Raw genomic sequence first — 16,898 nt, forward strand, 5'->3', positions numbered from 1 at the left:
TCCATTACAAGAAACCGGGACTCATTTGCGTTCGAGTCAAAACAAGGCGCGGCAGGATCCCATAGATTGATGGAACTCTACGTTGGCCAGATGCCATTCCAGCCAGCGTTCAATGACCCGGGACTCTTCCTTTAGACGTGCTAGTTTGGCCGCTCCGAGTTCCGCGATTGTACCCCGATTCTCGCTGCCCAATTTTTCTAATTGCTCAACACGTCGAGTCCACAGCTCTAGCTGTTCACGAGATAGGCTCCAGCGCAATGCGGCGGCCTTCTTCTTCTCGTAGGCAATCTCGATCTCACGGCTTATCTCTGCTTTACGTTCTTGAATCAGCGAACTGAGCAACTGCTTCTGCTTGTTCGCCGCGAACTGCCTGTCCGCGGCAGTCCAAGGTGCCTTGATCCGATCGAGAAGTTTAACGCTCCTTGCAGCAAGGGTGGGGAGCTTAACAAGTGCCGCCAAAACTTCATCGCCTAAATTCACCGTGTCCGCTGAGAGAAGATTACGAATTCGAGTCAACGCCACAATCTCATAATGACACTCCAATGCTTGTTGTATGTGTTCGCAAACATCGATATCGCTGGGCGTCAGTTCCTGCTGGACTGACGGGATGTAGCGACAGGCATAGCTTGCAGGTATAAGCCCCGACAGATCGATACGTATAATCTGTTCCTTGGAATTCGTTTCCAAAGCGGCATCGTTCGTTTCATTACGCAGACGTGTCAGCAAGGAATCATCGGGAATCGAAATACCCGCTTCGATCAGTCTCGCTTGGATTTCGTCCTGAGCGTTCAATTCGATGCGCGTTCTTTCGATCAAGTTAGCTGCGAATTGAGAAGCTGCGATTCCGTAGTGCGCCTTTAATGCGGCTGCTGCACGCTCTGTTCGTATTCGCTCGGCTGCGGTTTGAGCTAGGAGACACGTAATAGACTCCCGTGCTTGGTCGGCGGGCGACAGGTGTGATTTGCTAGAGGATGGTTTGGCTAGAGACTGAACGATTCCCACGGGGGCGTAGTACTGGTTAAGGAGCTTCAAGATTTGAGACTCATCCAGGGTCAGCGATTGGGCCCCCAAATCTTCATTGGCATGGGTCAAAGGGACCTGAGTTGGGTACGGCTCGATGACTTGTATGGAGAATGAGCTGTCGAAGTCGTCAGGAAAGGCAACGATTGGAATCGAGAACCATATCCATCCGGAAAGACATACCGTGAGCGGTCGGATGACGAACCGCCACATCCCGGTTGTTTTTCGTGATGATAGTCGCTGGAAAGCTTCCATTGGTCCGATTAAGTTTGGTCCGTCGGTGGCATACAATCGTGCGGATAATGACTTGCACAACGATAGGATCGATTGTTAGGTTATGTCCGCTGCACGAGGGTTTCTCAAATGAGTCTCGTAGAGGTTAGGTAAAGTCTGTCGAATTGCGTTAGAATGCCACCTAGAAAAACTAGACAGTCATAGCATGGGGAAGATAGGCAAAATTTAATGTTCGGGATTTTCAAGCCAAAGGAGCGGTCCACGGAATCGAAACATCAGAATCAGTTGGGGGCTGAGCCAAGTGGAGAGCTTGAGAATGAAATCGAGTCTGTGCGCAAACGGGTCGCGGTCCCAACGCTTTGGTTATTTGGAAAAACAGGGAGCGGTAAATCGTCGATTGTCCGACGTCTAACCGGTTCTATGGAGGCAACAATCGGCGAAGGTTTCAGACCTGAGACTAAGTTTTCGCGGCGATACGACTTTCCTGATGCCGAGGCTCCGCTCCTCCGATTTCTTGATACGCGAGGACTCGGGGAAGCCTATTACGATGCTAGCGAAGATATACAGGCGTTCCAATCCTCAAGCCATTTGCTCATCGTAACCGTTCGTATCGTCGATCATGCTTTGGATTGTTTGATCGAGCCTTTAAAACGTTTGCGAGCCTCATCTCCTGCGAGACCTGTCCTGCTTGTCCTGACTTGCGTGCATGAAGCCTCACCGGAGTCAGATTTGTCGTCAGGACCCGAGTTTGAGTTAGACGCAAACGCAGAGGGATACAACCTAAATCAATTCAGTCCGCAATTGACTGCATTGATCGAACTCAAGTGTAAGCAGTTCGAAGGACTTTATGATCGAATCGCTATTATTGACTTCACTCATGAAGATGATGGATTTGCGAATGCGGGTTTTGGTGAAACACTTTTGAAGCGACAAGTATTGGAGATGTTGCCTCAGGCGTATCGGCAAACTTGGGCCGCCGCAACATCTTTTAAGCTGTTGGACACAACTGAGCTTCAACGACGCTCTCATTGGCAGATTTTGGCAGCCAGTGCTTTAGCCGCTACGGCCAGTGCAGTCCCTATACCGTGGGTCAACATGCCAATTGTCATAGGCATTCAGACCAGGATGGTTCAGAAGATCGCAGCAACCTACGAGCAGAGCGTGACTAGCAAGCATTGGTTTGCATTGACCAATGTGGCGGGTACGCAGATTGCGGTAAGGATGGCAGCTCGTGAATTGCTTAAGTTTATCCCGTTTGTTGGAATCGCAGCGAGCATCGCTGCGTCGTTCGCGTTCACCTACGCGTTGGGGAAAGTTGCCGACTGGTATTTTGCGGCTCACGCCCAAGGGGCAACGCCGTCGGACGAAGAACTTAGAAGTATGTTCGCCGAACAGTTAGCCAGAGGGCATCAACTATGGGAGACTTCCCCTAAATGACGAAGATTCTACGGCAGTTTCTCAACAATCCCCGTATTGTCATTTTGTTCTTTGTCTGGACGCTTCCATGTATACTCTATGTCATTTTGGGAATTGTCGCTCTATTCCAAACTGGATGGCTGTTGACCTTGGTCTGGATTTTGCCTCTCAATTGGCTTGCTGCCTGGTTGATTGCTACTTACTGGAAACCCAGTCTTTCTACCAAAGCTAAACAGATTGCTGCACCGGACTTGCCTGACTTTTGGGGAGATCGGGATCAGGCTGCGATGAGGATCGTCGAAGACTATCGCTCGAAAATCGCCGAGGTGGATGAAACGGTCATCGCCGATCCACAACGCTACATAGCCGATGTCCAAAGTCTCTCAAAAAGACTAGCGCAACATTACTACAGTCAGAAAGACGAAGAAGCGTTTCACCCGGTCACGATAGTTGAAATCTTGGCAGTTATCCATTTGGCGGTCGAAGATCTCGAGGCATGGACGCAGGAGAATTTTCCTGGCAGCGAAATCGCGACGATTGGTCAGTTGTCTAGAATACCTGATATCACGAGGCATGTTGGGAATTTATCCAATATCGCTTATTTTGCATCCATGGTGTTCCAGCCGATCAAATTGTTGGCTTATCCGATCTACAGAAAGTCCGGGGTGGTAGCGACGGAGTTGCGGGGTGAGATCGTTACCGCAATCTACCAAAAGTTCGTACAGATGGCGGGCTTTTATCTCATCGAAATGTATAGTGGACGCCTGAGATCAGGTTCGAAAGTGTACAAGGAACAGTTCGGTCATTTGGTAGGCGCCGTTCGCCACGCCAAAGGGGATCGTAGCAAGCTCGATCAAATCAATCCACAGAGTGTAAGCATCGCAATCGTGGGACAAGTCAATGCAGGCAAATCGAGTTTGGTCAACAGATTGCTGCAGGATCAGCATGCCATAACCAGCATTTTACCCGAGACGAAACAGGTCAATCGTCATCGATTCGCGTTGTCAGGCACCTCGATCCAGATTTCTCTGTTGGATACGCCAGGCTATAGCGATGCTTTGATCACCCAAGAGGAATCGTCGGAGATTCTCAAGGGGGTGTTGGCGGCAGACATTGTATTGTTGGTTTTAGCTGCCAACAGTCCTGCCAAGCAATCAGACGTCAATATGCTCGAGCAATTAGCGATGCACTACAGGCAGCATCCGGAATTGAAACCACCTCGAGTTATTGGAGTTTTAACGCACATCGATTTGCTAAGGCCCGTTCAGGAGTGGACGCCACCTTATAACTGGCGATCCCCCCAAACGATCAAAGAGCGTTCCATTCAGAATACCGTTTCCTACTGCCAAGAGTTATTCGGGGCTGTCGTCATTGACTATGTTCCCATTTGTTTGTTGGATAGCAAGGCGGTCGATCCAGGACCGATGCAAGAACTACTGGAAATGATTACGGCGGAGGTCAGTCAGGGACAAGCGGTCGCTTTGGTGAGGGCCTACTATGATCAGTTCCAGAAAGGGCGTGTGGAAAAGGTCGTCGACCAACTCGCAAACTTGGTCAAGAGTACTATAAGAAAGAAATAGTCATCGCCTTGTTTTCGAGCACTTTTCTAGCTCGAGCCTGATTGGTGAACTGTTCGATGAGTTTTTTGCTTCTTGAGGAGTGATGGCTCCGATCTCAGATCGTGCTGCGTGAAGCGTCAACTCCGAGGCGCCTTGGAGCAGGAAAACGCATCGTCGCAGAAGTTTCGGAATCCAGTTGTTGACTCGGAACCCAGGAGAGGCGCCTCGGCCCGACTCCAGCCGATCAATAATCCGGGGCGAAAAATGGGGGATTCTGAGAAAACCATATATCTTGGTAAAACATCTTTGTGGTTGCCGTTCGAAACTCGATATACTTGATAAAACGGGCAGGCGAATCTCGTCTGCCTAGAGCTAGTCACCCTCATTTTCGTTTGCCTGCTCTTTAAGACTAATCTGAGCCGCACCATGAACCGACCCATGCGAGATTTTACTGACCTTCTGCTTTCCAAAGGCCTTATTTCCTTGGAGCAGCTCACCGAGGCAAAGACGTTGTCCAGTAAACAGGACATGCCGATCGGTAAAGCATTGGTCAGTCTCGGGTACGCCGGGGGTGATGAAGTCACGCAAGCTCTCGCTGAATTCCATCACTTTGAATACGTCGATCTCTCCAATATAAGGATATCTGATCATGTGATTCAGTTGGTACCGGAATCGGTGGCTCGGGAGAACAACGTCATACCGATCGATGAGGCGGAGGATTCGATCAAGGTTTTGGTGACCGACCCGTTTGATATCGAAACGATCGAGAAGCTGCGATTCATCTTGAACCGGAAGGTCGAGACCGCACTGGGATCTCAGGAGCAGATCGTCGAGGCGATCAACCGATATTATGGTCAGGTGGAGGGTGAATCGGCTGACTCGATGTTGCAGGAGTTCACGGATACGCAAATCGACTTCACCGAAACCGAAGAAGACAAGATCGCGGCCGATGAAGCGGAGGGGGACGACAGCGCGCCGGTTGTGCGACTGGTTCAGTACATGATTGCCGAAGCGGTTCAGTTGCGGGCTTCCGATATTCACGTCGAACCATTCGAGGATCGGGTCCGGATTCGTTACCGGATCGACGGTGTGCTTGTCGAACGAGACTCCCCTCCTCGACGACTATTAGGTGCGATTATGTCCCGGATCAAGATCTTGGCCAAGATGGACATCGCGGAACGACGTCGCCCGCAGGACGGTCGGATCAAGCTAACGGTGGGGGAGAAGGAGCTTGATCTACGGGTCAGCATTATCCCGACTAATCATGGTCAGTCTTGCGTTATGCGTTTGCTAGACAAAGACAACATCAAGGTGGGGGTGAAGCAGCTCGGTTTGGCTGAGCGGGACTTCAAGATTTTCACAGGCTTGATTAAGCGGCCTAATGGTATTTTCTTGGTGACAGGGCCGACAGGATCCGGAAAGACGACCACTCTTTACGCAGCGTTGAACGCTCTCAACCGACCGGATCGCAAGATCATCACCGCCGAGGATCCGGTGGAATACTATCTGCCGGGAATCAATCAGGTCGAGGTTCGGCACAACATCGGACTCGATTTTGCCCGGATCATCCGGGCCATGTTGCGGCAAGCACCGAACATTATCCTGGTCGGTGAAATGCGGGATACTGAGACCGCTCAGATGGGAATCCAGGCCTCTCTTACTGGACACTTGGTTTTCAGTACACTACATACGAACGATGCGCCCAGTGCTGTGACCCGCATGACAGACATGGGGGTGCCGGGTTACATGGTAGCGAGTTCTGTGATCGCGGTGATGGCACAGCGTTTGGTTCGGAAGATTTGCACCAGGTGCAAGCACCCGATCAGCTTGTCCGACGCACTCCTCGCCGAAGCGGGCTTGCCCGCCGAGGTCGTGCCTCTATCCAAATTCTCGAAGGGCAAAGGCTGTCCGTATTGCCAGAAGAAGGGGTATCGCGGACGGATCGGCATTTACGAGATGATGGTGGTGAACGGCAAGATCCGCGAGTTCATGTTTGCTGCCAAGTCGTCTGCCGAGCTCCGTGTTGAGGCGATCAACCAAGGCATGACCACCCTGTATTGCGACGGATTAAGAAAAGTTATATCCGGAATCTCCACGCTGGACGAGGTGTATAGGACGGCCAAGAAGACCGAACAGGAGGACATGGCCATCGCCCGGGTTATCAAAGAGACATTGAACAATTAAACATTTCAACGGAGTGGTGGGGTTTGGCTGGGAAGATCGTTCGTCGAAAATAGTTCGAATATCCCCGCGCCGATTTCACTTCGCACTCGCTGACAATTAAGATAGAGGTGCCCCACGGCGGTGTCTCTCATGCCCCATAAACATTGCATTTTTTCATCACCACCCCCTAACCTTTGACTCGTCCCGACTCGCTTTCTGCTCGGCTGAGTCGGAGGCGAAACTTTTACACGCAGAGCTGGCAGTTCGGATTCAAGCATGGCAACGGTTTTAATTGATAAACTTCTTCAGGCGGCCGTCAAGCAGGGAGCAAGCGACATTCATATCGTCGTCGGCCAGCCCCCAGTTTTTCGTTTGCACGGTCGGATGAGAAAGCTCGAGACCAAGGTTTTAGAGCCCGACGATACGGTCCAGCTAATGAAAAGCATCGCGCCGGAACGTTGCCAACGAGAATTGCAGGAATCGGGCAGTGCTGACTTTGGCTTCGCCTTCGGCACCTTGGCCCGTTTTCGGGTTTCGATTTTCAAGCAGCGTGGCAACATCTCAATGGTGCTTCGTCAGATCCCGAATGACAAGCTGACGCCGGAGCAGTTAGGTCTCCCCGAAGCGGTTATCAAAATGGTATTGCGGCCACGGGGGCTTGTTCTGGTCACCGGGCCGACGGGATCGGGCAAGAGTACGACGCTGGCCAGTTTGATCAACTACATCAACGAAACGCACGACCACCACATCATCACGATCGAGGATCCGATCGAGTTTTATCACGATCACATCAAATCCACGATCAATCAGCGGGAGGTCGGCGTCGACGTCCCTTCCTTTTCGGAGGCGATTCGGAGAGCCTTGCGTCAGGATCCTGATTGCATCCTCGTCGGTGAAATGCGGGACTTGGAAACGATCTCTGCGGCGATCAGTGCTGCGGAAACAGGGCACATTGTTTTCGGTACGTTGCACACCAACAGCGCACAAGGAACCGTAAACCGATTGATCGACGCTTTCCCTGGAAACTTGCAGGATCAGATCCGAACTCAGCTCTCGTCCAGCTTGCTGGGAGTCGTTGCTCAAACCTTGATCCCCAAGGTGGGTGGCGGCCGGGTGGCAGCTTACGAAGTCCTTGTGGTCACGAACGGCATCGCGAACTTGATCCGAGAAAACAAGACTTTCCGGATCACTTCGGCGATTCAGACCGGGTCGAAGTTCGGGATGCAGCTCATGGATGATGCGTTGTTCAGTCTGTGGCAGGATGGCAAAGTTGTGATCGAAGATATTTTGGCCAAGGCTCATCGACCAGATGACTTGGCAAAGCGAATCGTTAATGCCCGAAAGGGAATCGAAGACGAAGCGCCGGAAGAAGATTTTGACCACGGCAACTGATTAAGCTCCCCGGAAACACCCCTTTTCAACCTCCTCAACTAGCTCATAGAACCCAAAAGTTGGAGCAAACCACAGAATGATCGCGCGACGCATTGGCCAGATTTTTGTCGACATGGGGTTCATCTCGGATGAGCAATTGCAGCTGCTTTTAGAGGAGCAACAGCAGCAACCTGGAATGTTGCTGGGCAAGCTTGCCGAAGACATGGCGTTGATCACAGACGATCAATTGTGCCAAGCCTTGGGCGAGCAGATGGGAATGAAGGTTGTTTCGCTTGCGGAGCAGCAGATCCCCGCTGAGTTGCTGGAGCGTCTCACCGAGACCATGGCTCAGCTTTACCGCGTGATCCCGGTACGGTTCGATGGCCAAACATTGACGGTCGCCACATGTGATCCGCAGAATTTAACCATTCAAGACGAGTTGCGAACGTTCTTAGGCTACAACATCGAAATGGTGATTGCCCCGGAGCGTGAGATCAAGGCATCGCTTGAGAAATACTATTCCTCCGACTCATTGAGCGTAGAAAAGATTGTTGCCGAATTAGCGGCCGATGAAGAGTTGTTCAAGCAGGCCAGCATGCTCCAGGGGGACAAGTTCGACTTGGACGGTGCAGAAGCATTGGCGGACAGCGTGCCTGTGAGAAAGCTTTTGAACTTGGTCCTTTTGTTGGCCATTAAGGATCACGCCAGCGACATTCACTTTGAGCCGTTTGAAGATGAGTTCCGGATTCGGATCAAATCCGAGGGGGTTCTCTATGAAATGGTGCCACCCCCTCGTCACTTGGCGTTTGCCATCACGACTCGGATCAAAGTTATGGCGAATTTGGATATCGCCGAGCGTAGATTGCCCCAGGACGGTCGGATCGAGTTGTCCGTTGGTGGTCACAACGTCGACTTGCGGGTCAGCGTTTTGCCCACCATGTTTGGCGAGAGTGTTGTCATGCGGATTCTCGACCGCACGGTGGTGAATCTATCGCTGGACAAGGTGGGGATGGACGAAAGAACCAAGACCGAGTTTCGCGTCGTGATGAAGCGGCCAAATGGTATCGTTTTGGTTACAGGTCCCACGGGTTCGGGAAAGACGACGACTTTGTATTCCGCGTTGTCTGAGATGAACGAGATGACGGAAAAGATTATTACGACCGAGGATCCGGTCGAGTATGACATCGATGGGATTGTGCAGATTCCGATCGATCATGACATTGGCGTTACGTTTGCATCCTGTCTGAGAGCTATTTTGCGTCAGGACCCCGACATTATCTTGGTGGGTGAGATTCGGGACTTGGAGACTGCCGAAATTGCGGTTCAAGCGTCGTTGACCGGGCACTTGGTGTTTAGCACGCTTCACACCAACGATGCCCCGGGCACTATTACTCGGATGAAGGATATGGGGATTCCGACCTTTTTGATTACCGCGACCGTGGAGGCGATTCTAGCTCAGCGATTAGTTCGGCGGATTTGCACCAAGTGCCGCGAGGAGACCGAGGTTCCATATGAGATTTTGGCGGAGTTAGAAATTAGTGAAGACGAGGCGAAATCGCATAAGTTCTATCGTGGCAAAGGCTGTGATAACTGCAACAACACCGGTTACAAGGGGCGTATTGGGTTGTTTGAGTTGATGATCATGAATGATGAGCTGCGGGACATGATCATGGTAAACGCCACCACGGACGACATTCGCAAGAAAGCGCAATCGTATGGCATGATTTCTCTCCGGGATTACGGTAAGGATTTCGTGTTTCAGGGTTTGACCTCTGCCGAGGAAGTGGTCCGAGAGACGGTCCATGACGGCTAGTCCCAAATTGTTTAGCCGCACGGGCATCGCCCTGCGCTAACGCCTCCAGGGGCAGCCTGTGGTAGCGGCTCGCAGGGGATGCGGGGCTAGGCAGTGCTGGGCCGATCCGGGTTAGAGAGCTTTAGCGCAGCCCGTTGGGCATGCGTACGGGTGGCACGCTCAGAGGCTTTGAGGAGGCTTTGAGCTGGGCGTGGAGTTGCTGTTCCCCCCCAACCTCCCTCTCGTCAGCCCCCCTATGGACGGGGATGTACCGGTTGCGACTGCTGCATCGGAAAAATTTCACTATCAAGAATTTTTACCTTTTTCTTTGGCACTTGCTCCAATCACTCTAAGAATGACTGTAGACGGGCAGCTCGGAGTGGGAGCTGGCGTCGTCGCGCGACGTTAATTATTTAGGCGGAGAGCTTCAAAATGCCAATGTATCAATTCGAGGCGATGGACCGAACGGGCCAAGAGATCCGGGACGTTATCGAGGCACCGAACGAAGAAGAAGCACAGAATACGATTCGTCAAATGGGGTACTTCGTCACGAAGCTATCCCTCAAAAAGGGTGCTCAAGCGGCCGTCGCTGGCAAAAAGAAGCAAAAGCGGGGCTTCGTCATTGGTGGTGCCAAGACCAAGCACATCTGCACCTTTACTCGACAGCTGTCCATTCTTCAGGACGCAGGTCTACCGATTTTGCGATCGTTGAAGATCTTGGAGAACAACCAAAAACCGGGTCGGCTTAAGTTTACTTTGCAGGATGTCTGCGATGACATCGAAACCGGTATGACCTTGTCAGAGGCCATGGCACGCGGTCCAAAGGTTTTCAGTCGGTTGTACGTTAACATGATCAAGGCGGGGGAGGCCGGTGGTGCGTTGGAGACGATTCTTCAGCGTTTGGCCCAGTTCTTGGAGAGTGCCGAGTCCCTCAAGCGTAAAGTCAAAGGGGCGATGATCTACCCGGTTGCGGTCGTTTTGGTCGCGATCTTGATTCTCGCCGGGATTATGTACTTTATCGTTCCGACCTTTAAGAAGATGTTCGATGAGTTCGAGTTGCCATTGCCCGCGCCAACTGTGTTGTTGTTGGCGATGAGCGACTATGTGGTGAAGTATTACTGGTTGATGATTCTGTTGCCGATTTGCTGTTGGCTGATTGGCAAGATTGTCCGAAAGTTCAAGCATGGTCGGATTGGCTATGACATGTACATCATCAAGGTGCCGGTTTTCGGCTCCTTGGTGGAGAGAAACATTTTGGCCCGGACGACTCGGACGCTCGGGACATTGATTTCCTCGGGGGTTCCGATTTTGGAGGCGCTCAACATCACTCGCGAGACCGCGGGGAATGCGATGTTCGAGCGGATCTTTAACAAAGTGATTGAAGCGATCCGCGAAGGGGACGTGATAGCCAAGCCGATGAAGGAGAACTCGATTCCTGGGTTCCACCCGATGGCATTGTTCTACTGGGTTTGGACCGGTGCGTTCCCTGGCATCATGATGATGTCGGTGGCGGTGACTTCGGCTCAAGGGGTCGTGAAGGGCAAGATTGCTAAGAAGTCGGCGAGCGGCCAGGACATGATCATCATCAGCGGAATCACCATCGGTCTGGGGATGCTCATCATGGCGATGATTTATCTACTGAAGATGCGGACACGGGTCATCGATGACTTGGTGGTTAACATGATCGACGTCGGCGAGGAGACCGGTGAGTTGGACACCATGTTGTACAAGGTGGCTGACAACTACGACGAAGAAGTTCGCGTTATGACCGAGGGGTTGACGAAATTGATCGAGCCTATGCTGATCGTTTTCCTTGGGGGAGCGGTTGGATTTATCGTGGTCTCCTTGTTCATGCCGTTGATCACTTTGATCACGCAGTTGAGCGGTGGTTAGTCGTCGACAGGGAGCCTGAGAAGGTTTCTGGTCAGGGTACAAATTACGTACAGGTTTTAACGACCGTACGTGCGGGTTGCAGGAAGAGTGGCAACGAGTTCGAACTCGTCAAGAATGTTTTAGGAGCAAGCTGAGCATGTTTTTACTTAGTGAGAACGAGAGAGTCCGATCCTATCGTGGTCGCTCGATGAATCCCCGATCAGGTTTTACTTTGGTAGAGCTATTGGTTGTGATCTCCATCATTGGGGTATTGGTGGCAATTACAGTGCCAGCAGTCATTGCGGTGCGAGTCGGCTTTTTGCAAGCGGCGATTAAGTTAGAGGTCGACACGTTCGCGGATGCCGTGGAGCAGTATCGTACCAAGTATGGAGAGTACCCACCGGACGGAAGCTCGTGGCCAGTGATGGAGGCTCACCTTCGGAAAGCATTTCCGGAGATGTTGCAATCGGAGTTTGCCATTATTCGTCCAGCCAATATCGATAACCAAGTTATGTCGAGGGCGGAGGCCGTTGTGTTCTTTCTCGGTGGTTTTAGCAGCGACAAGCAGAAACCACTCACGGGCAAAGGGGGGCCCTTTAAGAATACCGGTACCATCGTTGCTCCCATTTTGGTCTACAATCCCGAGCGTGATAATGGGCAGTTTGAGTTCGAGGCTGGACGTTTGATACCAACCGTACATCCGACGCTTCCTTTACCGAGTTACGCTTCTTATCAATCGGAGACCCCATTGCTTTACTTTGATAGTCGGACTTATGTAATCAAGCGGACCAACAATGCCATGCTCTACAACTCGTTTGATAGTCCGACTTACGGCCGAGCGATGCCTCTGTTGGTGGAGAATCCCGACATGACCATTACCGCGCCTGATCCGCGACCACATATCAAGAACTTTGAAAACCCGGGAACCTTTCAGATCATCAGTTCCGGACTGGATGGGATCTTTGGGTACGATCCAGGAAATGTCCTCTTCACATCTCGAGGGGATGGGGTGACGGTTAACTTTGGGAGCAATCCGTTTTACATGTTCGAGCCTAGCGTTAGGAAGTTCAAGATTCCGTCCTTTGCCAAGAATTTCGCCCGAGACAATGCAGCCAGTTGCGTTCCAGAGAGAGTGTTAGCAGATCGGGCTCGGCAGTAATTCGGTAGTGAACTTGCTCGCAAGTCCATTCGCACGCTTCTTTTCTTCTCATCCGTTTCAGTAGTGCGTAAATCCTATGATTCCCAATGCTAAAACTAACGATCGAAAGGCCAGGGGCTTCGTGCCTCGTGGTTTTACATTGATCGAACTACTGATGGTGATAGCGATTATTGGTTTAATCGGTGGGTTGTTTTCCCTGGCTTACCGAGGTGCATCGCAAGAAGCCAAAACGCAGCAGACCCGATCAACGGTGGAAAAGATTTCTCGAATCGTGGTTTCGGCTTACGAGGATTACACATCGGAGCCACTTGGAATTGCGTACGACCAGAATTGGGAGAATCTTTCGTGGGCAAACTGGACCTTTTTGAATACCAATCCAGCGGAGCGCATGCGGAGTCGATTGCAGAGAGTCGAACGAACCAATTTATTGTTTGTTCGCGATCGGATTCGGATGGAGATGCCCGATCATCCAGATGATATCAAGTGGACCAGAGCTCGGACCAATGCGATAAGTGGTGTGGGGTCAGATCCGGATTCGGTGATTCGTATTGTTCTCAATGCAGCACGAGGTGAGATCAAAGGGATCGCTCCTAGTGCCCTTTCCACTAGAGCGATAAGGTTATTGCGAAGGCTTAGCGTACTTGAGGGGAATTACTATCGCCCCATCGATGGCTGGGAAACGACCAACGCGAACGCAGAGTTATTGTTCGCGATCGTGGAGGATTCGATTGCGGACGGCGATTCCGCTCTTGAGGCATTTGGAGCAGCGGAGATTGGCGATACGGATGGTGATGGTCTGAAGGAGTTTCTCGATGCATGGGGAAACCCGATAGGTTGGATTCGATGGCCCTCTGGGTCACCGGAAGTCTTGTTCTCTCATCCCGATCCGCTGGATCCTCGTTTGATACAAAATGGTAGGTTAGCTTTAGCGGATGAGCCTTACGATCGATTTGCTTCGGATCCGGGTTGGGGGACGAATTTTGCTCCGGCGCCGCTGGGCATGCCGATGGTGGTAAGTGCGGGGGCGGATGGGGTTTTTGGTATACGTTTCGAGCTCGATCCGATTCCAGACAATATGCGACGTGCGGGTGGTTTGTATGTAGGCAGCAGGTCATCAGCCGATGTCATTTGGGCAGCGGCCATGAATGCCTCCGGACAAGAAAGCTGGCTGCCTCCGGGTAGGAATTTCTGCGATCCATGGTATCCACGAACCGCACCGCAGTTCCGATTGGCATCGCCGTTGGACCTCAGCAATACGAACCCCGTTTCGGATAACATCACGAATCTGCAAGGAACAGGAGTCGCACTATGATGCGTCAGCGACAGAGAGTCAAACATGGCGCAGCTGGTATGACGCTGGTTGAACTGCTCGTTACCTTGGGAATCGTCACGTTGATAGCAGCTTTGGTGTTGCCGGCGGTTCGGTCACTGATGACTAGCCGCAAGGCATCGCAAGCGGGACTTTTGGTCCGTAACTATCTGGAGGCGGCACGGGCGAGGGCCATCGCCTCAGGTAAAGAGGTAGCGGTGGTGCTCGAACGGGTGTCAAGCCGAGTGTATGATGCGAATGGCGATGGGATCATCGACTTAAGCGAGATACGATCAGCAATTGCAAGCGACACAGACTTGGCGTCGAACTACACGGTGTACAACGCCTGTATACGTCTTAGTCTCGCGGAGGAACAACGCCCAAGCGATGCGCAATCGTTTGGAATCGAGCGGCTTGTTCAAAGCACCCCAACGCCGATCAATGCCATTGAGTACGGAGGGGTTGTTGGAAATTACAATACAATTTTGCTTCGTGGTAATGTTCTCACGACACCGATCATCCGAAGCCTCTTTCAAACGCAGCCATACAACGATACGAGGGTTCTTGATGTCCCCATGCAAATTTCATTTGGCGGGATCAAGTACCCGATCGTCAAGGTCGTAGAGGACACAAACGACTTCGCGCCGGGTATTAGGCAATTTGCGATTTTTGTTCCCCAGAGTCGTTCGATTGAAACCAACGAATTGGTAAATCCTCCGGACGATTTGCCGAAGATGAGGTTGTATCCTTTCAACATCCATTTCAGGCCGAGATTCTCAGCGACTCAGTCTCTATCGATGCCGAGAGGAACTTGCGTTGATCTTTCTCTCAGTGGATTTGGTACCCAGAGGTCTATCAACGTGCTCAATGCTGCGGGTGTCGCGACTTCGAATGCGTTGGGTGATTACAGGTTACGATTTTCTTCGGATTGGGTCAGCCCGATCACCGGTCCAGTTCCCGGTTCGTTAAGACCTTTGCCGACCGCAACGGAGTTGAGGCCTGTGATTTTGGTCTTCGGAGGTAATGGGGCGTTGCAACGGGTTTATACCAACTACGATATGCCGACAAATGCCGGCTTAATTGTAAATTCCTACAAGGCGATCGATGTCGTAGATGACGTCTATTTGCACATCGGAAAGATTGATCAGGTCACGGTTAAGTTTGAGCCGTCGGAATTTCCCTATGCGGGCAACCTTGCGGATTCGAATAGTCAGATCATTCGGATATCCGGTAGCGACGGCAGTATTTCGGTATCACAAGCGGGGACCATTCGATTACCCGACGACACTTTGCCAACTTTGGATAGCGTTGGTAATCCGGTGCCACCCGAGTTGGATCCGAGTTGGATCGGCTCGCCACTCACACGAGTGAGTAATTTAGGGCCATTGGTCGAGCTGGTGCGTCGTCGGGCTATTGGTTCCACACAGACTACTCAATAAAGGTGACTACAATGAAACAAATAAAGCGAGGCTTAACGCTTTTAGAAGTCATCTTTTCGATGGGTATTATTCTATTCGGATTGGTGAGCATTGCGTTGCTGGTTCCCTATGCAGCGCGGCAAGCGAACGAGAGTCAAACCATAACCTATTCGTTGGCGAACGGGATCAGTGCGTCGGCGATGACGAAGTCGAGTTCCTTGTTAACGCCAACGGAGGAAAGTCCGTGGCAGATCGTGGACGACTCCAACGGTGGCTTCGGTGATTCGAATCGTAGCGTGTTCACTTCGTTTCGCGATCTCTACTCCGGTCGGGATCGATTCGCGGGCGCTGCGCCTCCCTACAACCTCTTTCGTCATCAATATTTGCCAACGCAAGTACGTGATTACCCGCCAAGTCCAGGTCAGCCTTATGTAGATCCAACGAATCGGATTCACGCGTGGATTAACATCAATCGTGCTCTTGGGACCTGTTTTTACCTTGATCCTAATTTCTTAGGGCAGCAAGCATTCGTTTCCACTACCAAGATCGCTCGCGATGCGTGGGCCCCATTTCGACGGAATCGGTTTCCTTACTACTCTGAGGATTATCAGCCATCACCATTCACGACTGGTCCGACTCCTAGGCTTTGGCGAATCAGTCTTCGTGATTCTCACGTCACATCTGGGGCTTTGAATAATGGCTGGATGAAGGCTGCGGCGGCTCGTTTGCTGACCAGTTCGTATGGTGGTGAGATCGATCAGTTTACGGCTTCCAAATTTACGTCCGTACCTGTTCGAAACTTTCTTGCAACGGAGAACTCCGACGATCCTAATCATGTTCCCGCGTTGATCAGAGGTGGTAGTGGTTCGTCCCGGTTCGGTGGCTCGTGGGCGATCATGATTTGCCCGGATGAAGATACGCCGATCGTCCCGAAAAGTACGGTACGGTTGATCCCACCACAAACCAATTTCGCCGATTTTAAGTCGCCTATCTTCCCTGAGCTCTACAACGTCTCGATGGTGTTGTATGGCAAGCGGAATATATCTGAGTTAACACCGGATTCGTCGCTAGTTACCGGTTTTACATCTGGCGCGGTACTTCCTGAAGCCGAAAAGATCGCATCGGTAACGGGTATACCTGGCAACAACCTATCGATGAACTCTGGCAACTTTGAAATCGTTCTCAATGCGAGTTCTGCCTTGGATGCTAATATTGTTCCGGGGGATTGGATTATGTTGTCGCGATATGTCGTCCATTTTGAGGGCCCACCGACGCCCGGTGTCTTCGCCTTACGACAAAGGCATCGATGGTATAGGGTTGTGAGTGCTCCCTCGTCACCCTTCTTTCCATGCACGGTTCGAGTTTCAGGTACGCCCTGGGATTGGACAGCCAATGAGATTCGCAGTGCAAGAGAGGCCGGGATTGCAAACCTTACACTGAGCAATCCGATCGATCCGTCATCACCTTATTATCAGTTTACCCAAACGACAGCGACCATCGTTCCAAAAGTCGTACACGTTTTCCAACGCACGTTCGACCTGGGGAAGTGATCGTTGTTTAGACACCGCACACTTGCTTAAACACA

Annotated in this window: 11 protein-coding genes; 10 read left to right on the plus strand and 1 reads right to left on the minus strand. The window is 51.6% G+C overall.

All coding sequences use genetic code 11. The features are described from left to right. Positions 1-36 precede the first annotated feature (36 nt). Entirely contained in the window at positions 37-1,275 is a 1,239-nt protein-coding gene (locus tag SH449x_RS07590; RefSeq protein ID WP_482380728.1) for a hypothetical protein, read from the minus strand. A gap of 207 nt (positions 1,276-1,482) precedes the next feature. Between SH449x_RS07590 and SH449x_RS07595 the strand changes: the two genes are divergently transcribed. The 10 genes from SH449x_RS07595 to SH449x_RS07640 all read left to right on the plus strand — a co-directional run bounded on the left by SH449x_RS07595 (position 1,483) and on the right by SH449x_RS07640 (position 16,863). Next, entirely contained in the window at positions 1,483-2,691 is a 1,209-nt protein-coding gene (locus SH449x_RS07595) for a GTPase family protein (RefSeq protein WP_482380729.1), read from the plus strand. Then, positions 2,688-4,250 (plus strand): GTPase family protein, encoded by a 1,563-nt coding sequence (locus SH449x_RS07600; protein WP_482380730.1) that lies wholly within the window; start codon positions 2,688-2,690, stop codon positions 4,248-4,250. The genes SH449x_RS07595 and SH449x_RS07600 overlap by 4 nt, the downstream gene beginning before the upstream one ends. Before the next feature lie 405 nt (positions 4,251-4,655). Next, on the plus strand, positions 4,656-6,413 hold the full coding sequence (locus tag SH449x_RS07605) for a GspE/PulE family protein (protein WP_482380731.1): 1,758 nt from the start codon (positions 4,656-4,658) through the stop codon (positions 6,411-6,413). Positions 6,414-6,668: 255 nt separating this feature from the next. Beyond that, positions 6,669-7,784, plus strand: coding sequence for a type IV pilus twitching motility protein PilT (locus SH449x_RS07610; RefSeq protein ID WP_482380732.1), 1,116 nt, complete (start codon positions 6,669-6,671; stop codon positions 7,782-7,784). A 76-nt stretch (positions 7,785-7,860) separates the two neighbouring features. After that, positions 7,861-9,576 (plus strand): GspE/PulE family protein, encoded by a 1,716-nt coding sequence (locus tag SH449x_RS07615; RefSeq protein WP_482380733.1) that lies wholly within the window; start codon positions 7,861-7,863, stop codon positions 9,574-9,576. 411 nt (positions 9,577-9,987) lie between these two features. Beyond that, positions 9,988-11,448 carry a type II secretion system F family protein gene (locus SH449x_RS07620; RefSeq protein WP_482380734.1) on the plus strand — a complete coding sequence of 487 codons (1,461 nt, stop codon included), beginning with the start codon at positions 9,988-9,990 and terminating at the stop codon, positions 11,446-11,448. Positions 11,449-11,584: 136 nt separating this feature from the next. Then, positions 11,585-12,586, plus strand: a complete 1,002-nt coding sequence (locus tag SH449x_RS07625) for a type II secretion system protein (RefSeq protein ID WP_482380735.1) — start codon at positions 11,585-11,587, stop codon at positions 12,584-12,586. 76 nt (positions 12,587-12,662) lie between these two features. Next, positions 12,663-13,898 (plus strand): prepilin-type N-terminal cleavage/methylation domain-containing protein, encoded by a 1,236-nt coding sequence (locus tag SH449x_RS07630; protein WP_482380736.1) that lies wholly within the window; start codon positions 12,663-12,665, stop codon positions 13,896-13,898. Continuing rightward, positions 13,895-15,334 (plus strand): pilus assembly FimT family protein, encoded by a 1,440-nt coding sequence (locus tag SH449x_RS07635; protein ID WP_482380737.1) that lies wholly within the window; start codon positions 13,895-13,897, stop codon positions 15,332-15,334. Before SH449x_RS07630 ends, SH449x_RS07635 begins: the two co-directional genes overlap by 4 nt. An 11-nt stretch (positions 15,335-15,345) precedes the next feature. After that, a complete protein-coding gene (locus SH449x_RS07640; RefSeq protein WP_482380738.1) occupies positions 15,346-16,863 on the plus strand; it encodes a type IV pilus modification PilV family protein in 1,518 nt (505 codons plus the stop codon). Positions 16,864-16,898 lie beyond the last annotated feature (35 nt).

Origin of the sequence: Brakhagea baltica, assembly GCF_052161605.1 — a bacterium.
GTDB lineage: Bacteria > Planctomycetota > Planctomycetia > Pirellulales > Pirellulaceae > JBKCUI01.